The organism is Streptomyces sp. AM8-1-1 (assembly GCF_032229325.1).
GTDB classification, from domain to species: Bacteria; Actinomycetota; Actinomycetes; order Streptomycetales; family Streptomycetaceae; genus Streptomyces; species Streptomyces achmelvichensis.
Map to the genome: position 1 here is coordinate 7237149 of NZ_CP135086.1, position 26007 is coordinate 7263155.

The window sequence follows — 26007 nt, forward strand, 5'->3', positions numbered from 1 at the left end:
GGCCTCCGGCGGGGGCGCCCCCACCGCCTTGCGATGGCGCGCACCCGACGCCGCAGGGCTCGCCCTGCGGGCGGACGGCGCTCCTTCTGAAACACGTCCTGGCACCGTCGCCGGCGCCGCGGCCGCTGGTCCCCGGCGGGCTCACACGCCCGCCGGGACCGGGGCTGCCGCGACACCGGCAGGGGCCGGTCAGCTGGACACCGTCGACGGCATCGCGGTGTGCTCGGGCGCGACCGGCGGAGCCGCGGTGAACGGCCCTTCCGTGGTGGCCCCGTGCACGATCGGATGCACGGGCAGCGCAACGGCCGCCGACGGCGCCGAGAGCGTGAACCAGACGGCCTTGCCCAGGTCGCCCCGGGGATGCACACCCCAGCAGTCGCTCACGGCGGCTATCAGTCCGAGACCGCGCCCCGACGTGTCGAGAGCATCGCTGTCCCGCACGGTCGGCAGCCGCGGGTCGTTGTCCTGTACGGACACCGTGAGGCGGTCGAGCAGCAGCTCGATGTCCACGGTGCACATCTTGTCCGGCTCGGCATGCCGGTGGACGTTGGTCAGCAGTTCAGTGACGCCGAGCGCTGCCTGGTCGATCAGAGGATCGAGATGCCAGTAGCGCAGTTGCGCCGAAATGATTCTGCGGACCTGTCCGATCCGCGACGGCAGGGCTTGGAGCTCCACCGTGCAGTGCCTGCTTGGCTGGCTGATCACGGCTGCGACTCCCCGAATGAGGTCCGGAAGAGAACGGAGGATCGGATCCAGCAGTTGGCTGGCTGCTGATTTGTCCGGCGGGCTGGATCACAGCGTTACCGCCGGTGCACCCTGAGTGATGTGAGACCAGCGTGAACCAATGACGACGGTCCCGCAACCTGGCAGCACCCGGGTGGGGAATCTCAGTCCCTGCGGCCGCCCGCGCCGCGCACCGCGTCCAGGAAACGCCCGGCCAGTGCCCGGGCTTCGGGCCGGTGATTGCGCTGACCCATGGTCAGCCGGTACCGCTTGCCGTTCACCGTGACCGCCGTGCTCGCCTCGTCGGCGAACCAGGGCCGGCCCGCGCTGACCGCGCGGACGGGGGCGCTGTCGATCACCCGGCCGTAACTCGTCAGCAAGGCCACCTTGCCGTCCTTGATCAATACCTGTCCGGCCTTGGTGAGTGAGCGCGGCCATCGTTCGATCCGTACGCCCGTGGCCCGGAACTCGGGCTCCGCCATCGCCATCGGCCCACCGCCCCCTTCGTCAGGTCATCTCCTGGCAGTCTGCACAACTCCGGCCGCGTGCACCAGTACGTGTCCGCAGGTAGCGCACGTCCCGGCCCACAAGCGACTCCTATGGATGCCCAAAGTCAACGTTTGTGCAGGTGAGGGGCTTACTGTGGCAGGAGGGATGCAGTACTGGCCAAGGCGAGGGGCGACGCTCATGAGCACGGACGAGAAGCGTGTGACGGACGGGGCGACGGCGACCGCCGACGTCGACCGAAGCGACCCGCAGTACCGGGCCTGGCTGAAGGAGGCGGTCCGCAAGGTCCAGGCGGACGCCAATCGTTCGGCGGACACGCACCTGCTCAGATTCCCGTTGCCCGAGGAGTGGGGCATCGACCTCTACCTCAAGGACGAGTCCACCCACCCCACCGGCAGCCTCAAGCACCGGCTGGCCCGTTCCCTCTTCCTCTACGGCCTCTGTAATGGCTGGATCCGGCCTGGCAAGCCCGTCATCGAGGCGTCCAGCGGCTCCACGGCCGTCTCCGAGGCGTACTTCGCCAAGCTGATCGGCGTCCCCTTCGTCGCGGTGATGCCGCGCACCACCAGTACCGAAAAGATCCGGCTGATCGAGTTCCACGGCGGCCGGTGCCACTTCGTGGACGACTCCCGCAGGATGTACGAGGAGTCGGCGGCACTCGCCGAGCGGACCGGCGGCCATTACATGGACCAGTTCACCTACGCCGAGCGAGCCACCGACTGGCGCGGCAACAACAACATCGCAGAGTCGATCTACCAGCAACTGCGGCTCGAGCGGTACCCCTGCCCCACGTGGATCGTCGCCACGGCCGGCACGGGCGGCACCTCCGCGACCGTGGCCCGCTATGTGCACTACATGCAGTACGACACCCGCATCTGTGTCCCAGACCCGGAGAACTCCTGTTTCTTCGAGGGGTGGACCCAGAGCGACCCGCAGGCCAGCACCGACTGCGGTTCCCGTATCGAAGGCATCGGCCGGCCGCGCATGGAGCCGAGCTTCGTGCCCGGAGCCATCGACCGGATGATGAAGGTGCCCGACGCGGCCAGCGTCGCGGCCGTAAGGGCACTGGACGCGGCCATCGGGCGCAAGGCGGGCGGCTCCACCGGCACCGGTCTGTGGAGCGCGCTGAGGATCATCGCGGAGATGGTGGCGGACGGACAGCGGGGGAGTGTCGTCACCCTGCTCTGCGACCCGGGCGACCGCTATCTGGACAAGTACTACTCCGACGCGTGGCTGGCAGGACAGGGTCTGGACATCGCTCCGTACACCGCGACCCTGGAGCGCTTCCTGTCGACGGGCGTCTGGCCCGACTGACGCGGCCCCAAGTGGGCGGTCAGGATGTGGCGGACCGGGCGAGCCTGCGGTCCAGCCGGCGTATCGCACGCCGGAAGGACGTGCCGAGGCCCGCTCGGCTCAGCCGCAGCAGGGCGCGCACCGGCGCCGGACCGTCCACGGCGAAGGTCCACCGCACGCGGCTGCCCTGTGCCGTCGGAGTGATCACCCATTCCTCCAACAGGGCCCGCAGACCAGGTGCGTTGGTCGTGTCCACCCGGTACGCGTAACGCTCATGGGGGTCCGTCGCCATGACCGTCTCGCTGAAGAAGACGCCGCCCTTGAGCTTCACGTCCCGGCCCGCGCCGTCGCGGGTGGGGACGGCCGAGGACACCGCGTCGAACCAGGCCGGCCAGTCCGTCACGTCCTCGGCGAGCGCCCGGTACACCGCCTCCGGGGAGGCGGAGACGTCGCCGGTGAAGACCAGACGTACGGGGGCGGACTCGGGGAAGTCGAGTTCCACGGGGTGGAGTCGGCGGGGCATGGACCGTACCTCCGGTGCAGGGAGCGGGGCCCACACCGTAACTGACAACTTGTCAATTGTCCGCCCCCACAGAGCGGTCGGCGTCAGCCCCCGAGCGCGGAGAGGCTCTCCCCGCCCCGCATCCGGCCCGACAGCGTCACCCGAGCGTCCCGGGGCGCGGGCACGGCCATCGTCGGACCCGCGGCTCCGGCCGTCACTGCTCCGGACGCGGAGATCCGCGTGACCGCCCGACTGCCGGCCGCCAGCAGGAACCATCTGCCCGACGGAGACCGCCAGTGCGTGCCCGCCAGCACATGCTGCCCGAACCTGCTGCAGGCCGCCGAGTCCTTCGCCTCGGCCACCACGACCCCCGGCGCGGTCGCCGACCCGGCCGGCGGCTGGAACTGCACCAGCACCCGGCCGCGCCCGCGCCAGGTGTCGGCACGGGTGCACACCCAGGCCGCCCGTCCGCCCTTGTCGGGCAACTCCTGCTCTGCGTACGTCCAGTTGTTGACGGCCCGTACGCCGGACCCGCGCAGCGTGGCGAGCAGACAGGCGCCACGCGCCCAGCCGGTCAGCGCGGGACCACCGGTCGCCTCGCGCGGCTGCCGCGCCGGAGCGCCGGACGACGGCGGCGGGGTGTGGGTGAGATGGACCGGAGCGAGATCCCCGAGGTCGGTCACCAGGAACGCGTGGTTCTCCACGATCCGCTCCGACGACCGCAGTTGCAGCACGGGCCACGAGGAACACGAGCCGCCGGGCGCCGGGCTCGGCACCATCGCGGTGACCCCGTCGGCGGAGACGCCGAGATCCCGTGCGGGGCTGTCGGGCGCCAGCAGATCACGCGTGGTGGTCTGCGCGATCCACGGCGCCAGCAGATAGCGGGCACCGGACGCGGTACGGCTCACGACCAATGCGGCGGCGGTCGTCACATCGGCGTTGTCCGTACGGGCGAAGTCGAGCGCCGCGGGGCCGTCGCCGAACACCGGCTCGGCATAGCGCACGACCCGCTCGCCCTCGTGGAGCAGTACCACGGCCGCTCCGTCCCAGTCGCCCGCGAACAGCAGCCGGGGTGGTTTCGCCGGAGGGACCTTGGCCGTGTCCGCGGTGGCCGAGACCTTCAGCTCCGCGTCCGGCCGGGCCCACGCGCGCAGAGCCCGTTCCAGCAGCGCCGTGTCGTTCACCCGGTCCCCGCGGGCCGGCCAGACCGAGAAGTCGATCCGGGAGGTGTCCGCCCACTCGTCGCGCGGGGCGTGTTCGAGCAACTCCGGGTCAAGCGCCCGGGCCAGGGCCACCTCCCGCGCGTCCATGGCCGACACCGGGCCGGCATCGCGGTTCGCCTCGTCGGACACCGCCACCACCGCGGCGGCGATCACGACGAACGCCGCGCCGGCGGCGACCGAACGGGCACGCTGCCGGCGGCGGAGCAGATCCGTGGGGCGCGTCTGGACGGCGCAGGGATCGAACTCCGCGCTGCGCAGGAGCGATTCGGTACGGCCGTTGCCGGCACGCCGCAGCCGTGCGGCGGACCACAGCGCCTCCTCCGGATCGGCCGCCCCCGCCTCCTTCAGCAGTGCCAGGACCTCCTGCTCGGACAGGCCCTCCAGCACGGTCAGCGCGAACGCCGCTCGCGCGGGTGCGGCCAGCGCCGACAGCGCCTGGTCGAGGGCGAGTTCCTCGGCCCCGCCGGCGCTCGGAAACAGGCGCAGACCCACCACGAGGGGCAGTCCGGGCCACCGCAGCGTGGAACCCGCGGCGCGGGCGGGCCACCAGCGCGGCCGCCGCTCGTGGCGCAGGGCGGCCCGCAGCACCCGGGCACGCACCCAGAGATAGGTGGACGCCTCCGTGCCGCGCTGAGCGGGGAGCCGCGGCGTGCGCTGCGAGCGGTGGGCGCGGGGCAGTGCCCGCTGGACCGTGGAGTGCGCGGCGAGAACCCGCCGGTGGCGGCCCAGCGACGCGGGCAGTGTCAGATAGGCGAGACGGACGAGCCGGGGATAGTGCTCGATGAGGGTTGCTTCCGCCTCGTCGATCCCGGGAAGCCCGGCAGCTACGGCGCCTGCGGGCGGCTGTTGGCGTGTCGGCATCGGTGCTGGGCCTTCCGGATGTGCGGTGCGCTCTCATTCGCCACGTCAAACGACAAAATCGTGCGACGGTCACACAGGCGGCGTGTCGCGAGGGCACGCACGGGCCTGCTCGGGACTCCCGGAGGGGGTGCGTTCGGGCTGCGCCGCCCGGGTGCGTTCGGGCTGCGCCGCCCGGGTGCTTTCGAGGCGGCCGGCTCGGTGTAGTGGAGACGCCGGCCCGGTCCCGGCGCGGCAATCGCTCAGTGGCCGCGACCGGCAACTGCCCGTCCAGCGCTCGTTCCTTTGGGGCCGGTCCCGCTCAGTGGCCGCGACCCGCAACTGCCCGTCCGGCGCCTGCTCCTGCGGGCCGGGCCTCGCTCAGTGTCCGTGCCTCCGCAACAGTCCGTCCAGCGCGCTCGTTCCTACGGGCCCGGTCCCGCTCAGTGGCCGCGACCCGCAACTGCCCGTGCGGCGCCCGCTCCCGCGGGCCCGGCCCCGTTCAGCGCTCGCGTCCCCGCAACAGCCCGTCCAGCGCCCGGCCGAACACCACCCGCCCCACGCGGACGACCAGCGGATCCAGGACCCGCGGCAGCAGCCGGATCCGCAGCTCCTCGGTCCACACCACCACCGCCCCCGCGCCCTGCGGCTCCACCTCGATCTCCGCCCAACCGGTGATCACCCGGCCCCGCTTCTCCAGCCGGCAGCGGGCCGTGCCATCCCCATCCGGCGGGACCCAGCGCACGACCTCCATCGGATCGTCGAAGCCGACCCGTCCCACCCCTGAGCGCACGACGAACAGCGTGCCCTCGCCGGTGGGCACCCCGGAGACCGAGGACAGCCGAGTGAGCGGCACCTGCGCCGCATGGGAGCGCCAGTCGGTGACCCGGCTCCACGCCTCGTCCGCGGTCAGTGTCACCGCTCGCGTCAGCCGGAACGCCGTCACCGGGGTCAGCCCTCCTGTCCGTCCTGCCCGGAACTCTCCGGACCGCCCGCCACCACCAGACCCGGCAGATGCTCCGCGATCTCCTCGCGCGCCTCCGCGGACAGCCCGGCGTCCGTGACCAGCGTGTCGATCTCCGCAAGGGCGGCAAACGAACTCAGGCCCACCGTCCCCCACTTGGTGTGGTCGGCGACCACCACCACCCGCCGCGCGGCCTGTACGAAGCGGCGGTTCGTCTCCGCCTCCGCCAGGTTCGGCGTGGACAGCCCCGCTTCCACCGAGATCCCGTGCACCCCGAGGAACAGCACATCGAAGTGGAGCGAGCGGATCGCCTGGTCGGCGACGGGACCCACCAGCGAGTCCGACGGCGTACGCACACCACCGGTCAGGACCACCGTCGCGCCGCCCGGCCGCGGACCGGCGGTCGCTCCCGCGCGCTGCGCGGCGTGGAACACGTCCGCCACCCGCACCGAGTTGGTCACCACCGTCAGATCCGGCACATCCAGCAGATGATGCGCGAGCGCGTACGTGGTGGTCCCGCCGGACAGGGCGATCGCGCTGCCGGGCACCGCCATCTGCGCCGCAGCCCGCGCGATGTCCTCCTTGGCGCTCAGCTCCAGCGCCGACTTGGCCTCGAACCCCGGCTCGTGGGTGCTCGCCTCGACCACCGGCACCGCACCGCCGTGGACCTTCTCCACGACTCCCTGGCGGGCCAGCGCATCCAGGTCCCGGCGCACGGTCATGTCGGAGACATTGAGCTTGCGGGTGAGTTCGTTGACCCGAACCCCGCCGCGCCTGCGTACCTCGTCGAGGATCAGAGCACGCCGCTGCTCCGCGAGCAGGTTCTGGTTGTCCGTCACTGCCGGGGCCGGTCCTTTCACGTCGTCGTGAGCGTCCGAGGTCAAGGTTTCTCATCCTCGCACGGCCCGCACGCCCCGGGCTCGCGGAGATTCGGTGAGAGCGGTGCGGTGAACAGCTGAGATCCCGGATTCTGGGGCATGAACACTGCGCGGTCGCGCACGGATCGATCCTCCCACCGAGAGAGCGAGTCACAGAAGTGTCCCCTGCCACTCCGGTACCGCAGTACGGAGGGCCCGCGCTCGAGCTGCTGGTCCACGGCGTCGGCGGTGCGACCCCGCAGGACATGCTCGGCGACCCCCGCACGGTGCGGGTCTCCGGCGACGAGAAGGCCGCCGTCTTCCGCCGTACCGAGGACGAGGAGGCGGAACACCGGCCCGAGCTGTACGCCGACCGGCCCATCCCCGAGGCGTACTGCTGGTCCAACCTCACCTCGGGCAACAGCGCACGGGCCCTGTGGCTCCTCCTGCTGCCGTTCATGGTCGTCAACCTCGCGCACTGGATGCGGCCGCGCGCCCGGGGCCGCCGGCGGACGACCCGGACCTACGGGGTCCTGGTGCGGCTCCTCGCCCTCAGCCTCACCGTGCTGCTCACCGCCGCCGCCTGCGAGGTGGCACTCGACCTCGTCGCCTGGCAGTGCGCGGGCTCGGCCGCCTGCGCAGCCGACCGGTCGTGGCTCGGATTCATCTCGAGCGCCCAGGGCGGCTGGTGGTCGCAGCCCGGCCGCCGGCTCGCGCTCGCCTCCCTGCTCCCGGCCGCGCTGGTGGGCCTGCTCTGGTATCTGTCCAACCGCACCTGGAGCGCGTACGAGTCGCAGCGGCCGCCGAGCGGCCAGGACGTGCCGGAGGGCGAGGCCGGGCCGAAGGACGACGAGGGACACACCAAAGGCCCGGCCCTGCGTCCCGCGCTCGGCAGGCCCGGCTTCTGGTACGGCCGACGGCTCGTCGCCCGGCTGCGTGCCGCGCACACCGCGGCCGGTTTCCTCACCGTCTCCGCCGCCGTCGCCGGAGCCGCCGCCCGGCACGACCGGGGAGCCGGCAGCACCCCGCTCGCGGTCTGCGGATGGCTGATCGAGGCCGCACTCGCCGTCGGGCTCCTGGCCGTGCTGCGGGTCGTCTTCCGCCGGGGCCGCAGCGAGCGCCGGATGGACGCCCGGCTGGACCGCGTCACCGTCAGCGTGCTGCCCGGCGCCGCACTCGCCCTGTTCGCGCTATCCCTGCTGTACGCCTGCTGGTCCCGGCCCGGGTGGAGGTCGAGCGGCACCCTCCCCGGCGATGTCACCTTCGGGGTCATCACCGTCGCCCAGGGCGCACTGGTCGTCGCCCTCGCCGTCGCGGCCCGGGCGCTCCACCGGCACGCGCGCGACGCCCGGACCGTCCTGCACGGTCTCGGCGGCCCCGCCGTCGCGATGCTCGCCTGCGCGCTCGGCGGGGTGATGACCGGAGGCGTCGCCCAGCGGGTCGCCGACTGGCTGGACGGCCCGGGCACCCCCGGCATGGACGGCGAGGGCACCATCCCCGGACCGCCCGTGCTGCTCAGCTGGCAGGCGTCCGTCATCCCCGTGCTGCTGGTGCTCCTCCTCGTCCCGGCGGCCGTCCTCGGCGTCCGGACCTGGCTGACCGGCCGCCGCATCGCCGAGGGCGTCGAGTCGGAGTACGACGCGGAGCGCCCCGACGCCGTACGGACGCGGCGGATCGCCGGCACCCGGGCCCGGGCGGGCCTGACCGACGACGCCCCCTGGCTCGTCGGCATCGTCTCCGGCGCCACCCTGCTGCTCGGTGCCGGGGCCGTCGCCGGAGCGTGGGCCGGGGGAGCCGTGCCGGGAGAGGCGTTCGCCGGCAGCGGCGGGTTCGTCGAGTCCGTCGCCGACACCGCGCAGTCCCTGGGCTCCTGGCTGATCGGCTTCGGTTTCATACTGTTCGTGACCTGGGGCCGCCGTGCCTACCGCGACGCCTCCGCCCGGCGCACCATCGGCATCCTGTGGGACGTCGGCACCTTCTGGCCGCGCGCCGCACACCCCTTCGCGCCACCGTGCTACGCGGAGCGAGCCGTTCCCGACCTCACCTGGCGCATGTGCACCTGGACCGAACGGACCGGCGGACGGCTCGTCATCTCCGGCCACTCCCAGGGCAGTGTGCTGGCGGCCTCGGCCGTCTGGCAGCTCCCGCCGGAGACCCGCCGCCGGGTCGCCCTGCTGACGTACGGATCCCCGCTGGAGCGGCTCTACGGCCGCTGGTTCCCCGCCTACTTCGGACCCACGGCGCTGCGCGAGCTGCGCGGCGAACTGGACTGCTGGCGCAACCTCTGGCGGGTCACCGACCCGATCGGCGGGCCCGTCCGCGTGCCGGCCGGGGGCGACCACCCCGATGTCGACCGGGCGGCGCTCAAGGACCCGCTGATATACGGCCGTTCACGCCGGCACCCGTTGCCCGAACCGATTCTGGGCCACTCCGACTACCAGGCCGATCCGGCTTTCCGCACCGAGCGCCAGGAACTGCTCGACCGGATCGGCGCGGCCGTCCCCCGCCAGGCTCAGGGCAGTTCGGGCAGGTCGTCCGGGTAGAGCAGGGTCAGGTCGTCGGTGTTCATCTCGGTGAGCTCGGCGACCCGGCCCGCGTGCCGCTCCACCATCGACTCGAACGTCTGCCGCGCGGTACGGCCGTTGCCGAACGCGGGCCCCTTGGGCAGCGCCGTGAAGTACTTCAGCAGCGCGTCGTCCGTGCCCTCCGCGAGCCGGTACTCGTGGTCCTCTGCCTGCTGCTCCACGATCCGCAGGAGCTCGTCGGCCTCGTAGTCCTGGAAGGTGATGGTCCGTGAGAAACGGGACGCCACACCGGGGTTGACCGACAGGAAGCGCTCCATCTCCGCGGTGTAGCCCGCGACGATGACCACCACCGCCTCCCGGTGGTCCTCCATCAGCTTCACCAGGGTGTCGATGGCCTCCTTGCCGAAGTCACGCCCCGAGTCCTCGGGCGACAGGGCGTAGGCCTCGTCGATGAACAGCACCCCGCCGCGAGCCCGGTCGAACGCCTCCTGCGTACGGATCGCCGTGGAGCCGATGTGCTCACCGACCAGGTCCACCCGGGACACCTCGACGAGATGACCGCGCTCCAGCACACCCAGCGAGGCCAGGATCTCCCCGTACAGCCGGGCCACGGTCGTCTTGCCGGTGCCGGGGGAGCCGGTGAACACCAGATGCCGGCGCACCGAGGCGGCCTTCAGCCCCGCCTCCTGGCGGCGCCTGCCCACCTCGATCATGTTGGTGAGCGTGCGGACCTCGCGCTTGACACTGTCCAGGCCGACCAGCCCGTCCAGTTCGCCGAGCACGGCACCCGAGGTGCGCACCGGCTCGGCCGGCGGCGCGGGCTCCGTCGGCTGGGCGGGCTGTGCGGGGACCGCCCCGAGCAGACCGGCCGTCTGGGTCGCCGTCACCACGGCGGGAGTCGGCTCCGTCTGCGGCCGCACCGCGCTCTCGTCGCTCGTGCAGTCCTCGACGACCGGACCGTCCGGCTCCGCGAACTCGTAGCCTCCGCGGGCACACCGCTCCGTGCGGCAGCGGTTCAGCGTCGTGCGGCAGCCGTCCATCACATGGAAGCCGTACCCTCCGCTGCCCGTCACCCGGCAGCCGCGGAAAGTGCCCCGGCCCTCCGCCGAGACATAGAACCCCGCCTCGGCGGGCGAGGTGACCGTGCACCGCTCGATCAGCGGATCGGCGCCCTTGGTGACGATCACCCCGGTCTGCGCGGCGTCGATGGTGCAGCCGCTGAGCGTGCCCCCGCTGCCGTGGTCGCGGAACCACGCCCCGGTCGACACCTCGCGGATCCGGCAGTCGTCGAGCTGCGCGCTCGCCCCGTCGCTCACCGACACCGCGGTGTTCCGCACCTGTGTGAGATCGCTGTCGACGACGTCCACCCGCGAACCGCGGTCCAGGACGAACAGAGCGTCCGGCACGTCGTGGACGCGGCACGATTCGAGGACGGCCGTGGCCCCGTCGCTGACCCATACGGCCGGATAGTCGCCCGTACTGTCGTGTATCTCGCACTGGTTGGCGTCCACCCGGGTGCCCGGGTCCCAGACCGACAGCCCGTTGCGCCCGAAGCGGCGCACCGTGGAACGGGTCAGGGTCAGCACCGAGCGGGACCGCAGATCGACCGCGTTCTCCGGAATGTCGTGGATGTCGCAGTCGGAGAGCGTGAGTACGGCGTCGGTGTCCAGCGTGATCCCGTCGGCCGAGGTGCGGTGCACGCTGGAGTCCGTGAGATGGGCCGTGGCGCGTGAGGCGACCTGCACACCGCTGCCCTTGATCTCGTAGATCTCGCAGCCGAGTGCCTCCAGACCGGTGCCCTCGCCTGTGACGCTCAGGCCCGCGCCCGAGGCGTGATGGATGCGGCAGCGCTCCAGGCGCGGATGCGCGCCGCCACGGACGGAGACGCCCGACTGCCCGGCCGCCACGACCTCGCACTCCTCGAACACCCCGCCCGCGCCCTCCAGTACGGCGATACCGATACCGGCGGGATTGTCCACCGTGCACCGGCGGACGGTGGGACGGGCCGCGCCGCGCACCTCCAGGCCCGCCGCCGAGCGTGTGACGATCCGCAGATCGATCAGCTCGGGTGTGCCGTCCTCCACCAGCAGCGCGGGCGCAGCCGAATCCTGCCCCTCGACGTGCAGATCCTGGACCGTCGCCGAGGCGCGCACGGTCAGCGGCACTCCGTCGGCGGGCGCGATGCGCACCGAGCCGACCGCTCCTTCGGCACCGCGCAGGGTGACCGCCCGCTGGAGCACGAGATTCTCGCGGTACGTCCCCGGGGCCACGGTGAGGATGTCGCCGTCCCCCGCGGCCTCCAGGGCCGCGGCGAGAGAGGCGTACTCACCCGTGCGGCGCCGCCACCGTGATGTGCCGGTGTGCGTCACCTGGACCGTGCCCTGTGCCATGGTGCTGCTCTGCCCCCACCTCGTGACATTGCTCCGCCGCGCCCTGAAGAGGGGGGCGCCCCCCGGACCCCGCGAGGGGGTCGCACCACCGTAGCGCGCGGGACGGGCCGGAGTTGACGAGTCGGGAGGTCAGCTGCCCGCTCCGGCGCGGCCCCAGTCGGGACCGACGACGGCCCAGGCCCGGTCGAGCCGGTCGTACCGGCGCCGCAGGAGCCGCCAGGTGATCAGTCGTCTGGCGGATTCGATCACTCCCACGCAGGCGAACGCCCCGACCACGCCCGCCAGTACGGCGTGCACCTGGGCCGTCTCCGCGTCCAGGGGACGGCCGGCCGGCTGACCCCGCTCGTCGGTCCAGATGGTGAGCGCGTCGCCCGGCCTCGGGTCGGGGAGCACGGTGGATATCCGGCCCGTGTGCTTGCTGCCGTCCGCCGCGGTCCAGCGGGCCACGACCGCCCGGCCCTTGTCGCGGGCGGCGGACTCGGGGTCGTAGGCCGACGCCCTGGCCGGCGGGGCGTCACGGAGCACCGTCGCGGTGACCTGGTGGCGGTTCTCGAGCTGCGTGCGCGCCGACTGCCTCAACGACGTGTCGGCGAGGGACCCCGCGATCCAGCCGACCACCGGGGTCGCGGTGAGGAGAAGGAGGGCGGCGATCAACGCCACCCATGCCTCGGCGAGGTCGGTCGCCCGGCGCAGGGTATTGCGCCGCCAACGCCAGACTCCCGTGGCTGATCGCATGACCTGCACCCCCTTCCGCGTCCGTGATAGCCACCAACGGCACGGCATACGCACGGGATGCGCGAAGAGAGAGGAACATCACCCCTTCGCCGCGGCGCTCCCGTCGACCGCTCAACGCGCGTGCCACGGCACAGGGTTCCCATAGAACGGCTCTTCAGTACAGAAGAGCCGAGGACCGGACAGGGTGGTGCATCCACCGACGGTCCCCGGCGAGCCCCTGCGGCGCGATGGCCGCCTCGCCGGGTGTGGACCCCGCCACCGATGTGACCGGGGTGGACGTGAGGACTACGGCGCGATCAGTACCCGCCGCCCTGGTACGGGCGGTTGTACGGGTCGTTGTAGACCGGCTGGGCCTGCACGGGCCTGGCCGCGGCCGGGCGCATCGCCTCGTACCCGCTCGGCACCGGACGCTGCTGCTGGGGCTGCTGCGGTCCCGGGTAGCCGCGCGGCACGGACGGCTGCTGGGGGATGTACGCGGTCGCCTGCTGCAGAGGCATCGGCTGCTGCATCTGCTGCGGATAACCGTAGGACGGAGACGGGGACGGAGCCGCCGGGAGGGCGGGCAGCGCCGAGGGGAGGGCCGGCAGATAGCTGCTCGGACCGTCGTACGCGGAGGGCACTCGGATCGGGGCGATCTGAGGCGTGCCCCGCTCTGCGACGAGGGAGTCGTAGATGGGGGTGTCGGGGAACGACGGAGCGGAGTAGTAACCGCCGCCGTAGGTGGAGCGGGGGGAGGTCATGGCCATAAGTTAAGCCCACGATGTGCTGGTTGGGGAGTCCGATAAGAGGGTTGTTTCGGGAGATGCGAGTGGCCACGGATCCCCAATGCGAGCGAACCCGGGAAAATCGGTCGCGCGGCAGAGCATCGGCCTTGTAAAGGGCAAGCTGAGAGCGGGTTACCCACGGGTCGGCACGGGCGCTGGAGGCCCTGTGAGGATTAGGTTGGCGCCCAGTGAACTTTTCCGGACACTCCGACTCGCGATGGGGGCGAGCATGTCCATGCTTAAAGGAGCCAATACTCCGGTGGCGGCGCAGCAGGTGCGCGTCGAATTGGGTTGGCGTTCAAGTCCTGGCGTACCGGATGTCGACGCCTCGGCGCTGCTTCTTGCCACCGGCTCGGGCAAGGTCCGCTCCGACGCGGACTTCGTCTTCTACAACCAGGCCTCGCACGCCTCGGGGGCGGTACGCCACGAAGGGAAGCAGAACGGGTCCGGCGGTGTGACGGACCTGATGTGGGTGGACCTGGGGCAGGTGGAGGGGGCGATCGAGAAGATCGTGCTGGCGGCCTCCGCGGACGGCGGCAGCTTCGGCCAGGTCCCCGGGCTCTACATCCGGGTGGTGGACGCGTCCAGCGGCGCGGAGATCGCGCGCTACGACAGCCAGGACGCGTCCGTCGAGACGGCCTTCGTGCTCGGTGAGTTCTACCGGCGCCAAGGGGCGTGGAAGTTCCGCGCGGTCGGTCAGGGCTACAGCACCGGACTCGCGGGTCTGGCCACGGACTTCGGCATCTCGGTCGACGAGCCGCAGGCGGCGCCGGTCCCGCCGGCTCCCGCCCCACTCACGCCTCCTCCCGCTCCTGTCGCACCCGCGCCCGTCGCGCCGCCCACCCCGCCGGCCGCCCCGCAGGCCCCGGCTCCCGTACGGCTGACCAAGGTCACGCTGACGAAGGACGCTCCGTCCGTCTCGCTCACCAAGCAGGGCGGCACATCGGGCGCCATGCGGGTCAACCTCAGCTGGCAGGTGCGTAAGCAGTTCAAGGGGTGGGGAGCCAAGCTCGGCCGTGCCGTCGCCATGCACGGAGACCTCGACCTCGACCTGTGCGCGCTCTACGAACTCACCGACGGGCGCAAGGGAGTCGTACAGGCCCTCGGCAACGCCTTCGGCGCGCTGCACCAGCCTCCGTTCATCCACCTCGACGGCGACGACCGCACCGGCGGCACGTCCGGCGAGAACCTCACCATCAACCTGGACCACAAGGACCAGATCCGCCGCGTCGTCATCTTCGTGACCATCTACGAAGGCGCCCGCAGCTTCGCCGACCTCGACGCGACGGTCACGCTCCAGCCGCAGCACGGAGCACCCATCGACTTCTCGCTCGGTGAGTGCACCGTTCCCTCCACCGTCTGCTCGCTCGCGCTGATCACCAACACGGGCTCGGACCTCGTCGTCCAGCGCGAGGCCCGCTTCCTCGTCCCGGAGCGCGGCGTCAGCCCGCAGCGCACCGTCGACTACACCTACGGGTGGGGCATGAACTGGACGCCCGGCCGGAAGTGACGGGCGCCGGCCGGTTCGGCGGTCAGGACTCCGGTGTGGCACTGGGGCGAGCGTAGGTACGCCCCTTCCACGCCGCACCCCGGCCACGGTAGTGCTGCACCGCCGAATCGACCGTCATCAGCAGATAGAGCAGCGCGGTGAAGGGCAGCGCCGCGGCGAGCAGCGGCGTCTGCCGGTAGTAGCGCAGCATCGGCAGATACGTCGCCGCCATCACCGCCCAGGCCAGACCCCCGGCCCAGCCGGCCGCGGGGTCGTGCCGGAGGATCCCGGCGCACAGCGCGACGGGCGGCACGAGGTACACCAGCGTGAGCCCGACGACCGTGCCCGCCAGCAGCAGGGGACTGTGCAGGAGTTGGGCGTACGCGCTGCGCGACACCATCCGCCACAGATCCGCCAGGCGCGGATAGGGCCGTACACTGTCCACCTTCTCGGCGAGCCCCAGCCAGATGCGCCCGCCGGACCGCTGCACCGCGCGCGCCAGGGACACGTCATCGATCACCGCATGCCGGATCGTGACCGGTACGCCCGCGCGCTCGGCGGCCTCGGTGCGCAGGAGCACACAGCCGCCGGCCGCTGCCGCGGTGCGCGCACCCGGCCGGTTGACCCACCGGAACGGATAGAGCTGGGAGAAGAAGTAGACGAAGGCGGGCACCACGAGGCGTTCCCAGCCGGTCGCGATCCGCAGACGTGCCATCTGGGAGACGAGATCGAGTCCGCCGGTGCGGGCCGCGGCCACCAACTCCCGCAGACTGTCCGGCGCGTGGGCGATGTCGGCGTCGGTGAGCAGCAGATACTCCGGCTCGTGCTCCTTCGCCAGGGCGATGCCGTGCCGCAGGGCCCACAGCTTCCCCGTCCAGCCGGGCTCCGGTTCGCCGGGGGTCACGACGCGCAGCGGCAGCCCGCCGTACCGCTCGGCCAGAGCGAGCGCCACCTCTCCGGTGCCGTCCGTGCTTCCGTCGTCGACCAGAACGATCTGCGCCCGTCCCGGGTAGTCCTGGGCCAGCAGGGAGGGCAGGCTCGCGGGAAGGGACCCGGCCTCGTCGCGCGCGGGCACGACGACGGCGACATCCGGCCAGGCCGCGAGGTCCTCGCGGCGCGGCAACCGCTGGTCCGTGACCCAGAAGAAGCCCTGGCCCAGCAGGAGCCATCCCCAGGCGGCCAGCGATCCGAGGGCGATCCAGGCAACGGCGCTCATGTGCCGCAGTCTGCCCCACCGGACCGGCCCCGCAAGGGTGGTCGACTATGGTGACCGGGTGAAGATCGCGCTCATGGACTCCGGAATCGGCCTCCTCCCGGCGGCCGCCGCGGTGCGCCGGCTGAGGCCGGACGCGGATCTCGTCCTCTCCTCGGACCCCGACAACATGCCATGGGGGCCGCGCACACCGGACGATGTGACCCAACGGGCGCTCACGGTCGCCCGGGCGGCCGTCGCCCATGCACCGGACGCCCTGATCATCGCCTGCAACACCGCGTCCGTGCACGCACTCCCGGCGCTGCGCGCCGAGCTGGAGCCGGCGATCCCCGTCATCGGTACGGTCCCGGCCATCAAGCCCGCGTCGGCGGGCGGGGGACCGGTCGCGATCTGGGCGACGCCGGCCACCACCGGCAGCCCTTACCAGCGCGCGCTCATCCGGGACTTCGCCGACTCCGTCGCGGTCACGGAGGTCCCGTGTCCCGGACTCGCCGACGCGGTGCAGCAGGCCGACGAGGATGCCATCGACCGGGCGGTGGCCGCGGCGGCCGCTCTCACGCCACGCGATGTCCGCGCCGTCGTCCTCGGCTGCACGCACTACGAACTGGTCGCTGAGCGCATCCGCGCGGCCGTGGGACGGCCCGTGACCCTGCACGGCTCGGCCGACGCGGTCGCCGCGCAGGCGCTCCGGCGCCTCGGCGAGCTCCCGGCCCCCGACGCCGCCCCGAGCAGCCGGCTGACGGTGCTGCTCAGCGGCCGCGACGAGGTCCTGCCGGCCCAGGCGGCGCACTACGCGGAGGGCCGGCTGCTGCGGACAGTGAGCTCCGCGCACTGAACGTGAGATCCGCGTACCGACGGTGAGCCCCGCCTGCTGGTGCGGCACGTCGGCGTGATCCTCGTGACGGACCCCATGCTGCGGCGGCAGTTGCTGGGTACTCTCCTTCCATGAAGGACCTCGCCCGAGATTCTTATGCGTCCGCGGAGCCCGCCCCCGCTGTGTGGACCGGCCGAGCGACGAACCGTATGCAGTGGCTGCTCGCCGCGGCGGGTGCCGCCTTTGTCGCACTGGGTGTGGAGCTGGCGGTTGCCTCCCAGTGGACCTCCGGTATCGCCCCTCTGCTGATGTCGGTGATCGGCTGTGTCGCCGCCGGTCTGCTGATCCTGTACGGCACCCTCGCGTTCGTCCATGTGGCGGTGAAGGTGGACAGCGACGCCGTCGAGGTGCGCTGCGGTCACATGGGCCTGCCGCGCCGGCGGATTCCGCTGTCGCACGTCGTCGGCGCGGAAGTCGCCGCCAAGGTCACCCCGAGGCAGTGGGGCGGCTGGGGTTACCGCTGGCGCCCGGAGAAGGGCACCGCGGTCGTCGTACGGCGCGGTGAGGGCATCGTCGTCACTCTGGGCGACGGCAGAGTGTTCACGGTGACGGTCGATGATGCGGAAGCCGCCGTCCTGGCCATTCGCGACGGGCTGCGCAGGGGCACGGGCACGGCGGCCAAGGCCTGACGCTCCGCCCGTCGCTCGGCCGAGGTGCGCGTGATGTGCGGGTGCCGTCCCGCTCCGACCGGCCTCCGACATGTCCTTGACCGTCAGCGCGCGTCCGTCAGCGTGCGCGCACTGCCGCCGGGGCCGGGTCGTCGCCCGTCTCCGCCGGATCACCGCCGGCCACCCGCGCGGTCGCCAGGCCCGCCAGCAGCCCCGCACCGACCGTGACCGGCGCGAAGCTCAGTGCGTTGCCCAGGCTCGCCAGCGCCGCGAGGGCCGTGAGCGCCGCACCCGCGCTCAGGACCACCGGGGTGGAGCGGGGTGAACGCCACAGCCCGTACAGCATCCAGCCGAAGGCCGCGCCCAGCAGCACCACGCCCACCACGCCCTGCTCGGCGGCCTGTTGCAGCGAGGCGGAGTGCGGTTTGCCGTCCGAGCCCGCCACCTGCTGTGCCGTGGGACTGAGCAGGCCGAAGCGGTCCGGTCCGACTCCGCGCAGGGGATCGTCCTCGGCGAGCTCGACCGCGTCGTGCCAGAGCGCGACCCGGTTCTGCGTCAGCTGCCCCTCCAGGGACACCGTGAGCCCGTCCGGCAGGGCGTCCTCGGCGACTCCCCACGATGTGGCGACCAACAGGCCCGTCACCAGGGCAAGCGCTCCGAGAGGTGCTGTCCGGCGGTGCATACGCGCGGCCGCCAGCGAGCAGAGCAGCACAGCGGTCGCGGCAGCGAATCCGGCCACCGATCCGAGCCACAGCGCGGTGCACGCGACCGCCAGCGCCAGTCCCCGAAGCGCCAGCCGCAGCACCGGAGGCCGGGCTGCGCAGGCTCCGCAGGAGGCGGCGCCCGCGGCCAGGACCAGCAGGGCGGCGGCCGCTCCGGTGTGCCCGGGCTGAAGGGGGTCGCCCGCGCCCGCGCCGGGTACGCCCTCCGGTGAGGCCATCGCCAGTCCGAGGGCGGCGAGGGAGACGGCCGAAGCCGCGGCGACCGGCAGCAGCGTGCCGCAGATGCGGCCGAAGGCGTATCCGGCGGCGACGGCGAACACCGCCAGCAGCACGCCTTCCGGTCTGGCCTCCCGGCCGGTCGCGCTGATCAGTGACCAGGCCGCGCACGCGCCGAGGACGACGACACCGGCGACATCGGTCGCGACGCCGCGTTGGCGCGTCGCCGACCGGTCGTACGGTGCATGCATTCCGCCGACCCCCCGGACCCGTGGCAGCCCCCGCCGCAGCAGCCGACCGCGTCCGGCGGCACGGCTGGCGCACACGGTAACGGCAGAGACACGGTTTTGTGGATGGCTTGCGCAGGAACGTTGCTTCCGCTGCCACGGGCGGTCGCCGGACCGGAATGCCGCCCGCACCGCCTGCCGCCGTAGACTCCGCCAGGTGAGCGCCACCGTCACCGCCCTCGACACTCCACCGTCCGCCCCCTCCGGGCTCCGGCCGCTGCTGCGCCGGTTCGTCCGGCCCGGGGCCGCGGCTCTGGCCGGAGTGCTGCTCTTCCTGAGCTTCCCGCCCAGGCCCCTGTGGTGGCTGGCGCTTCCCGCCTTCGCCCTGCTCGGCTGGTCCCTGTACGGGCGCCGGCTGCGGCCCGCGTTCGGTCTCGGCTATCTGACCGGTCTCGGCTTCCTGCTGCCGTTGCTCAGCTGGACCGGCGAAGAGGTGGGCCCCCTGCCGTGGATCGCGCTGGCGGCGATCGAGGCGGTCTTCGTCGCGGTCGCCTGTATGGGCATGGCCGCGGTCAGCCGGCTTCCGGCCTGGCCCGTGTGGGGCGCGGCGGTGTGGATCGCCGGTGAGGCGGCTCGCGCCAGGGTGCCGTTCGGCGGCTTCCCCTGGGGCAAGATCGCGTTCGGCCAGGCGGACAGCGTCTTCCTGCCGCTCGCCGCGGTGGGCGGCACACCGCTGCTCGGCTTCGCGGTGGCGCTGTGCGGCCTCGGGCTGTACGAGACGGTCAGGCGGGTGATCGACTTCCGGCGTACCGGCGTGCTGCCGCGCGGTCCCCTGGCCGCCGCACTGCTCACCGTGCTGGTCCCGGTGACGGCGGCGCTCGCGGCGCTGCCGCTCGTCGACGACACGGCCGAGGACGGCACCGCCACCGTGGCCGCGATCCAGGGCAATGTGCCCCGCCTCGGACTCGACTTCAACTCCCAGCGGCGCGCGGTGCTCGACAACCATGTGCGCCGTACCGAGGAGCTCGCCGCGGAGGTCAAGGCGGGGAAGGTGGCCAAGCCGGACTTCGTGCTGTGGCCCGAGAACTCCTCGGATCTCGACCCGTACCGCAACGCCGACGCACGTCTCGTCATCGACGAGGCCGTGAAGGCCATCGGGGTGCCGACGGTCGTCGGAGCGGTGGTCACCCCGGACACCGGAAAGCTCCGTAACACCCTGATCGAGTGGGATCCCGTCCGCGGTCCGGTGAACACCTACGACAAGCGCCATGTGCAGCCGTTCGGCGAGTACATCCCGATGCGCTCCGTCGTGCGGCTGTTCAGTTCGGACGTGGACCGGGTCCGCCGCGACTTCGGCCCCGGCGACAAGGTCGGTGTCTTCGACCTGGCCGGCACGAAGGTCGGTCTCGTCACCTGCTTCGAGGCCGCGTTCGACGACGCGGCACGGGACACCGTGACGCACGGCGCCCAGCTCATCTCCGTGCCCAGCAACAACGCGACCTTCGGCCGCAGCGAGATGACGTATCAGCAGCTGGCCATGTCGCGCGTGCGGGCCGTCGAGCACGGTCGCTCCGTCGTCGTCCCCGTGACCAGCGGCGTCAGCGCCGTCATCATGCCGGACGGAAAGATCGTCCAGCGGACGGAGATGTTCACACCGGACGCTCTGGTCGCGGAGGTGCCGCTGCGTTCCTCGCTCACCCCGGCGACGCGTCTCGGGACCTGGCCCGAGATCGCGCTGCTGCTGATCGCGGCAGGCGGCGTCGGCGTGGTGTCCGTGCGGGGCGTACGGCGGCGGCGTGAGCGGGCGACGCCGGGCGAGCCGGTCGCACCGGGCACCGGCGACGCCGGATAGACCGAGCTGCGGCCCGGCGGGCCGTAAGGTCGAAGCCATGGCTACCCCCGACTTCATCCGCGACATCCGGGCCACCGCCGGGAACCAGCTGCTCCTTCTGCCCGGCGTCAGCGCGATCGTCTTCGACGACGAGGGGCGTGTGCTGCTGGGACGGCGCGCGGACAACGGCCGGTGGTCCGTGATCGGCGGGATCCCCGAGCCCGGCGAGGAGCCGGCCGCGACCGCCGTGCGCGAGGTGTACGAGGAGACCGCGGTGCGCTGTGTCGCCGAACGGGTCGTGCTCGTCCAGGCGCTGCCGGAGCCGGTCACCTATCCCAACGGGGACCGGTGCCAGTTCATGGACATCACCTTCCGCTGCCGGGCGGTGGGCGGCGTGGCCTGTGTCAACGACGACGAGTCGCTCGAGGTCGGCTGGTTCACCGTGGATGCGCTGCCGGAGCTCAAGGAATTCGCGCACTTCCGGATCAAGCAGGCCCTGGCCGAGGGACCGGCATGGTTCCAGCCTATGCACGAGCAGTGAAGTATGGGTGGTGACCACATCGGTCGGGGAATGATCGCTGCCTAGGGTTCGCAGCATGACGTCCCCCACCACACCTGGCGTTCCTCCTACCGTGGTCGACCTCGATCTCGGCGGCCGCACCGCACTTGTCACCGGGGCAGCGAGCGGCATCGGCCGCGCCTGCGCGCTGCGGCTCGCGGCCGCGGGGGCGAAGGTCAGGGCCGTCGACCGGGACGCCGACGGACTGGAGACGCTCGCCGCGCTCGGCACGGAAGCCGGCGGAGCCGTGGAGCCCCAGGTCCTGGATCTCACCGACCTCGACGCGGCGGAGGCGGCGGCCGCGGGCGCCGACATCCTGGTCAACAACGCCGGTCTCCAGCTGGTCCGGCCCATCGAGGCCTTTCCGCCGGACGTCTTCCACACGGTGCTCACCGTGATGCTGGAGGCGCCGTTCCGCCTGATCAGGGGCGCCCTGCCGCACATGTACGCGCAGGGCTGGGGGCGCATCGTCAACATCTCCTCCGTGCACGGGCTGCGCGCCTCCGCCTTCAAGTCCGCGTATGTGGCCGCGAAACACGGTCTCGAAGGGCTCTCCAAAACGGCGGCCCTGGAAGGCGCCCCCCATGGTGTGACATCGGTCTGTGTGAACCCCGGCTATGTGCGCACCCCGCTCGTCGAGCGGCAGATCGCCGATCAGGCGGCGGCCCACTCCCTGCCCGAGGATCAGGTGCTCGCCGACGTCCTGCTCAAGGACTCCGCCGTCAAGCGCCTGGTGGAGCCCGAGGAAGTGGCCGAGGCGGTGCTGTATCTCTGCACGCCGCAGGCCGCGTTCATCACCGGCACCTCGATCGCCCTCGACGGCGGCTGGACCGCGCACTGACGGGTGACCCGGTTGTCCCCAACGGCCCGCTCGTCCACAGGGCTGGTGCCACCTCCCGTACGGCAGGTAATCCTGTGTCCATGTCCCACGATCAAGCCGACTACCTGGAGCTCCTCGCACGCGGCGCCGCCGCGGAGGCGTACGACCGGCCGGCACTGCTCGCCCGTGCGAGCGGCGCCGGACCGGAGAAGCTCGCCGCCCTCGAACACGCCAAGCAGCTCGCGCTGCGGGTGCGCGCCGAGCTGGAGGGCCGGCGCCGACGCGAGGCCGAGCTCTCGGCGCTGTTCGAAACCGCGCACGACCTCGCCGGACTGCGCGACCTCGACGCCGTGCTCCGCGCGATCGTGCAGCGGGCCCGCTCGCTGCTCGGCACGGAAGTGGCCTATCTCAGTCTCAACGACCCGTCGGCCGGAGACACCTATATGCGGGTCACCGAGGGGTCGGTCTCGGCCCGCTTCCAGCAGGTGCGGCTCGGTATGGGAGAGGGCCTCGGCGGTCTCGTCGCCCAGACCGCCCGCCCCTATGTCACCGACAGCTACTTCGACGACGCCCGCTTCGAGCACACACCGTCCATCGACACGGCCGTACGGGACGAAGGCCTCGTCGCGATCCTCGGTGTGCCGCTGATGCTCGGCAGCCAGGTCATCGGCGTGCTGTTCGCCGCCGACCGCCGGGCGCGAGTCTTCGAGCGGGAACAGGTCGCGCTGCTGGCCTCCTTCGCCGCCCATGCGGCCGTCGCCATCGACACCGCGAACCTGCTCGCCGAGACCCGCTCGGCTCTCGCCGAACTGGAGAAGGCCAACGAGATCATCCGGGACCGCAGCGGCGTCATCGAGCGCGCGTCCGAGGTGCATGACCGGCTGACCGAGGTGGTGCTGCGCGGCGGCGGCGTCGACGATGTGGCCGCCGCCCTCTCCGAAGTCCTCGACGGCACCGTCCGGTTCACCGACAGCCACCCCGACGCACCCGGCGCGGACGGGCGCGCGGTACGACGGGAGCAGGAGTGGGTGGCGGCCGTCTCGGCCGGCGGTGAGGACCTCGGCGCCCTGGTGCTGGCCGGCCATGCCGACCTCGATCCCGTCGACCGGCGCACCCTGGAGCGCGGTGCGATGGTGACCTCCCTGCTGCTGCTCGCCCGCCGCTCGGCCCACGAGGCCGAACAGCGCGTACGGGGCGAACTGCTCGACGACCTCCTCGATGCCCCGGACCGCGACCCCCGACTGCTGCGGGAGCGTGCGGCCCGGCTGGGGGCGGATCTCGACGTTCCCCATGTGGTGCTGGCCGCGCGGATGGAGGGGCCGGACTCCGGCGTGCCCGAACAGGAGAGCGCGGGCCGCGGCGCGAGTGCCCGGGGCGCCGGCGGACGGGGTGCGGGCACCGCGGTGGAGCGCGAGAGCGCCGACCGCCAGCGGCTGTGGGCAGCCGCCTCGCATCTGGCGGCGACCCGCTCGGGCCTGGCCGCTGCACGGGACGGGGGCGCGGTCCTGCTCCTGCCGCTCGGCCCCGACGACGACGCCTCCGAGCTGGCCCGCCGCACCGCCCGTCAACTGGGCGGCGCACTGCGGGAGTCGGTCACCGTCGGGGCGTCCGCTTCGGTCGCCGTGCCGGCGGACGCCCCGAGTCCGATAGCCGGGGCGTACGACCAGGCGCGGCGCTGCCTGGACGCACTGCGGCTGCTCGGCCGGGCCGGCCAGGGTGCCGCGGCGCAGGACCTCGGCTTCCTCGGACTGCTCCTCGCCGATCCCGGGGACATCGACGGCTTCGTCGGGCGCACGATGGGCGAGGTCGTCGCCTACGACCGCCGACGGGGCACCGATCTGGTGCGGACCATGGACGCGTACTTCGCGAGCGGGATGAGCCCGGCCCGGACGAAGGACGAGCTGCATGTCCATGTGAACACGGTGGCCCAACGTTTGGAGCGCATCGGCCGGCTCCTCGGTCCCGACTGGCAGTCGCCCGGCAGAGCGCTGGAGATCCAACTGGCGCTGCGGCTGCACGCGATGTCGGAGGCGGTGGCGCGCTAGACGCGCTGCCGCGCGGACTTCGTCGTCCTGGTCGGGGCGGAGGCGGGGGGCCGGGCCCTGCGGCATGGCTGGCCGTTGCCCGGCGAGGTGGCGCCCGCGGGACGGTCTCGGCGCCGTGCCCTGCTGCTCGCTGGGTGCGTCCGACGCGTGATCCGCAGGCCGTTGCCTGCCGCGTGCGCCTACGGCGGGGGCTCCGAGGCCGTTGCCCGGCGAGGTGGCGCCCGCGGGACGGTCTCGGCGCCGTGCCCTGCAGCCCGCTGGGTGCGTCCGGCGCGTGATCCGGAGGCCGTTGCTTGCGCTGCATGCGCCTACGGCGTGGGCTCAGAGGTCGCTGCCTGCCAGGGGCGCCCGCGGGACGGGAGCCGGCGCGGTTGCCTGCTGTCCGCCGGGTGCGTCCTCGTGCTCCGGCACCGCTGCCGGGTGAACACGCGACCACCCGTACTCCGGCACTGTCGCCCGGCGAAAGCGCCACCACCCGTACCGCACCACCGCTGCCCGCCGAACGTGCCGCCGCGCGGGCTCCGGGGAGGGAGCCCGCGCGGCGGCGCAGGGCCGGAGTTGCCGGCCTGCGGATGCGTGTCAGGCAGTGGTCCGCGCGTCCGCCGGGGTGCCATCGGCGGGAGCCTCGACCGCCCCGCCCGACTCCTTGATGCCGGTGCCGCTGCCCCCGGGCCGCGCCGCGTCGACGTCCGCCAGGTCCCGGTGCCGGGTCTCCTGGGCGCAGGCGATGGCCACGACAGTGATCAGCGCGGCGGCGATCACATACAGGGCGATCGGTGTCGACGAGTCGAAGTCGGCGAGCAGCGCGGTCGCGATGAGCGGGGCGGGCGCACCGGCGGCCACCGAGGAGAACTGCGCGCCGATCGAGGCCCCGGAGTAGCGCATACGTGTCGCGAACATCTCGGAGAAGAAGGCCGCCTGGGGTGCGTACATCGCGCCGTGGAACACCAGCCCCACGGTGACGGCGAGCAGCAGGGCCCCGAAGCTCGCCGTGTCGATGAGCGCGAAGAACGGGAACATCCACGCCCCGACCCCGATCGCGCCGATCAGATAGACGGGCCTGCGCCCGATGCGGTCCGACAGCGCGCCCCACAGGGGGATCACCGCGAAGTGCACGGCGGAGGCGATGAGTACGGCGTTGAGCGCGGTCTGTTTGCTCAGGTCCACCGCTGTCGTGGCATACACCAGGATGAAGGCGGTGATCACGTAGTAGCTGATGTTCTCGGCCATGCGCGCGCCCATCGCCACCAGCACGTCCCGCCAGTGGTGCCGCAGCACGGCGACGAGCGGCATCTTCTCGGCTCCCGCGGCACTCGCCTTGCGCTGCTCGGCATGGGCCAACGCGGCCTTGAACACCGGGGATTCATCGACAGAGAGACGAATCCACAAGCCGACGATCACCAGGACCCCGGAGAGCAGGAAGGGAATGCGCCAGCCCCACGACGTGAACGCCGCGTCCGACAGCAGCGCCGTGAGCGCGGACAGCACACCGGTGGCCAGCAACTGGCCCGCGGGCGCGCCCGTTTGCGGCCAGGACGCCCAGAAACCGCGGCGTCGGGCGTCGCCGTGTTCGGAGACCAGCAGCACGGCCCCGCCCCACTCACCGCCGAGCGCGAAGCCCTGCACGAGCCTCAGCACGGTGAGCAGTACGGGCGCCGCCGTGCCGATGGTGGCGTGCGTCGGCAGCAGTCCGATCGCGAAGGTCGCACCACCCATCAGCAGCAGGCTCAGCACCAGCAGCTTCTTGCGGCCGAGCCGGTCACCGTAGTGGCCGAAGACCAGCGCCCCGAGAGGACGGGCAGCGAAGCCGACGGCGTAGGTGAGGAAGGAGAGCAGGGTGCCGACGAGCGGGTCGGAGCCCGGGAAGAACAGCTTGTTGAAGACGAGCGCGGCGGCGGATCCGTAGAGGAAGAAGTCGTACCACTCGATGGTGGTGCCGATGAGGCTCGCGGCGACGATGCGGCGCAGACGGGCTGGAGCTGGGGGAGCGGTTGCCGAGGCAGCCATGGTCACCACTTCCGGGCGGGGGACGGGGACGTTGCGATGTCGCCACACCGTAGAAACACGCAGGTCACCGGCACAT

Annotated in this window: 21 protein-coding genes; 9 read left to right on the plus strand and 12 right to left on the minus strand. The window is 72.5% G+C overall.

The window, feature by feature from the left end:
- Positions 1 to 189: 189 nt before the first annotated feature.
- Together RPQ07_RS32380 and RPQ07_RS32385 are read right to left on the minus strand one after the other, a co-directional pair.
- Entirely contained in the window at positions 190 to 705 is a 516-nt protein-coding gene (locus RPQ07_RS32380) for an ATP-binding protein (RefSeq protein ID WP_313947775.1), read from the minus strand.
- A gap of 182 nt (positions 706 to 887) precedes the next feature.
- Positions 888 to 1211: a hypothetical protein gene (locus RPQ07_RS32385; RefSeq protein WP_313947776.1), complete on the minus strand. Its 324-nt coding sequence runs from the start codon at positions 1209 to 1211 to the stop codon at positions 888 to 890.
- Between the two features lie 199 nt (positions 1212 to 1410).
- Here RPQ07_RS32385 and RPQ07_RS32390 point away from each other — a divergent pair, with 199 nt between their 5' ends.
- Entirely contained in the window at positions 1411 to 2544 is a 1134-nt protein-coding gene (locus RPQ07_RS32390; protein ID WP_313947777.1) for a PLP-dependent cysteine synthase family protein, read from the plus strand.
- A gap of 19 nt (positions 2545 to 2563) precedes the next feature.
- Here the strand turns inward: RPQ07_RS32390 and RPQ07_RS32395 are convergent, their stop codons facing one another.
- The 4 genes from RPQ07_RS32395 to RPQ07_RS32410 all read right to left on the minus strand — a co-directional run bounded on the left by RPQ07_RS32395 (position 2564) and on the right by RPQ07_RS32410 (position 6888).
- Positions 2564 to 3046, minus strand: a complete 483-nt coding sequence (locus RPQ07_RS32395) for an SRPBCC family protein (RefSeq protein ID WP_313947778.1) — start codon at positions 3044 to 3046, stop codon at positions 2564 to 2566.
- A gap of 83 nt (positions 3047 to 3129) precedes the next feature.
- Entirely contained in the window at positions 3130 to 5109 is a 1980-nt protein-coding gene (locus RPQ07_RS32400; RefSeq protein WP_313947779.1) for a hypothetical protein, read from the minus strand.
- 478 nt (positions 5110 to 5587) lie between these two features.
- Positions 5588 to 6031, minus strand: a complete 444-nt coding sequence (locus RPQ07_RS32405) for an SRPBCC family protein (RefSeq protein WP_313947780.1) — start codon at positions 6029 to 6031, stop codon at positions 5588 to 5590.
- Positions 6032 to 6036: 5 nt separating this feature from the next.
- Positions 6037 to 6888, minus strand: coding sequence for a DeoR/GlpR family DNA-binding transcription regulator (locus tag RPQ07_RS32410; RefSeq protein ID WP_313947781.1), 852 nt, complete (start codon positions 6886 to 6888; stop codon positions 6037 to 6039).
- A 197-nt stretch (positions 6889 to 7085) separates the two neighbouring features.
- Between RPQ07_RS32410 and RPQ07_RS32415 the strand changes: the two genes are divergently transcribed.
- Positions 7086 to 9449, plus strand: coding sequence for a hypothetical protein (locus RPQ07_RS32415; protein ID WP_313947782.1), 2364 nt, complete (start codon positions 7086 to 7088; stop codon positions 9447 to 9449).
- On the opposite strand, the gene RPQ07_RS32420 is transcribed toward RPQ07_RS32415, so the two are convergent.
- From RPQ07_RS32420 to RPQ07_RS32430, 3 genes are all read right to left on the minus strand, one after another.
- Positions 9419 to 11821 (minus strand): right-handed parallel beta-helix repeat-containing protein, encoded by a 2403-nt coding sequence (locus RPQ07_RS32420; RefSeq protein WP_313947783.1) that lies wholly within the window; start codon positions 11819 to 11821, stop codon positions 9419 to 9421. The two genes, RPQ07_RS32415 and RPQ07_RS32420, sit on opposite strands and share 31 nt — an antisense overlap.
- Before the next feature lie 129 nt (positions 11822 to 11950).
- The gene (locus tag RPQ07_RS32425; RefSeq protein WP_313947785.1) at positions 11951 to 12556 is read right to left on the minus strand and encodes a hypothetical protein; all 606 of its coding nucleotides are present in this window, start codon (positions 12554 to 12556) and stop codon (positions 11951 to 11953) included.
- A gap of 296 nt (positions 12557 to 12852) precedes the next feature.
- Complete coding sequence (locus RPQ07_RS32430; RefSeq protein ID WP_313947786.1) at positions 12853 to 13296, minus strand: DUF6643 family protein; 444 nt, start codon at positions 13294 to 13296, stop codon at positions 12853 to 12855.
- Between the two features lie 253 nt (positions 13297 to 13549).
- Here RPQ07_RS32430 and RPQ07_RS32435 point away from each other — a divergent pair, with 253 nt between their 5' ends.
- Entirely contained in the window at positions 13550 to 14830 is a 1281-nt protein-coding gene (locus RPQ07_RS32435; protein ID WP_313947787.1) for a TerD family protein, read from the plus strand.
- Between the two features lie 22 nt (positions 14831 to 14852).
- On the opposite strand, the gene RPQ07_RS32440 is transcribed toward RPQ07_RS32435, so the two are convergent.
- Complete coding sequence (locus RPQ07_RS32440; RefSeq protein WP_313947788.1) at positions 14853 to 16025, minus strand: glycosyltransferase; 1173 nt, start codon at positions 16023 to 16025, stop codon at positions 14853 to 14855.
- On the opposite strand from RPQ07_RS32440, the gene RPQ07_RS32445 reads away from it, so the two are divergent.
- Both RPQ07_RS32445 and RPQ07_RS32450 read left to right on the plus strand, forming a co-directional pair.
- Positions 16024 to 16857 carry a glutamate racemase gene (locus RPQ07_RS32445; RefSeq protein WP_313947789.1) on the plus strand — a complete coding sequence of 278 codons (834 nt, stop codon included), beginning with the start codon at positions 16024 to 16026 and terminating at the stop codon, positions 16855 to 16857. The genes RPQ07_RS32440 and RPQ07_RS32445 overlap by 2 nt on opposite strands.
- Before the next feature lie 110 nt (positions 16858 to 16967).
- Positions 16968 to 17525, plus strand: a complete 558-nt coding sequence (locus tag RPQ07_RS32450) for a hypothetical protein (RefSeq protein WP_313947790.1) — start codon at positions 16968 to 16970, stop codon at positions 17523 to 17525.
- Positions 17526 to 17622: 97 nt separating this feature from the next.
- On the opposite strand, the gene RPQ07_RS32455 is transcribed toward RPQ07_RS32450, so the two are convergent.
- The gene (locus RPQ07_RS32455) at positions 17623 to 18693 is read right to left on the minus strand and encodes an O-antigen ligase family protein (protein ID WP_313947791.1); all 1071 of its coding nucleotides are present in this window, start codon (positions 18691 to 18693) and stop codon (positions 17623 to 17625) included.
- Between the two features lie 193 nt (positions 18694 to 18886).
- Between RPQ07_RS32455 and lnt the strand changes: the two genes are divergently transcribed.
- The 4 genes from lnt (at position 18887) to RPQ07_RS32475 (ending at position 23924) form a co-directional block, all read left to right on the plus strand.
- Positions 18887 to 20521 (plus strand): apolipoprotein N-acyltransferase, encoded by a 1635-nt coding sequence (lnt, locus tag RPQ07_RS32460; protein WP_313947792.1) that lies wholly within the window; start codon positions 18887 to 18889, stop codon positions 20519 to 20521.
- A gap of 37 nt (positions 20522 to 20558) precedes the next feature.
- Positions 20559 to 21041 (plus strand): NUDIX domain-containing protein, encoded by a 483-nt coding sequence (locus tag RPQ07_RS32465; protein ID WP_313947793.1) that lies wholly within the window; start codon positions 20559 to 20561, stop codon positions 21039 to 21041.
- 55 nt (positions 21042 to 21096) lie between these two features.
- Positions 21097 to 21900 carry a 3-hydroxybutyrate dehydrogenase gene (locus RPQ07_RS32470; RefSeq protein ID WP_313947794.1) on the plus strand — a complete coding sequence of 268 codons (804 nt, stop codon included), beginning with the start codon at positions 21097 to 21099 and terminating at the stop codon, positions 21898 to 21900.
- Positions 21901 to 21980: 80 nt separating this feature from the next.
- Positions 21981 to 23924: a helix-turn-helix domain-containing protein gene (locus tag RPQ07_RS32475; RefSeq protein WP_313947795.1), complete on the plus strand. Its 1944-nt coding sequence runs from the start codon at positions 21981 to 21983 to the stop codon at positions 23922 to 23924.
- 579 nt (positions 23925 to 24503) lie between these two features.
- Here the strand turns inward: RPQ07_RS32475 and RPQ07_RS32480 are convergent.
- Entirely contained in the window at positions 24504 to 25931 is a 1428-nt protein-coding gene (locus RPQ07_RS32480; protein WP_313947796.1) for an MFS transporter, read from the minus strand.
- Positions 25932 to 26007 lie beyond the last annotated feature (76 nt).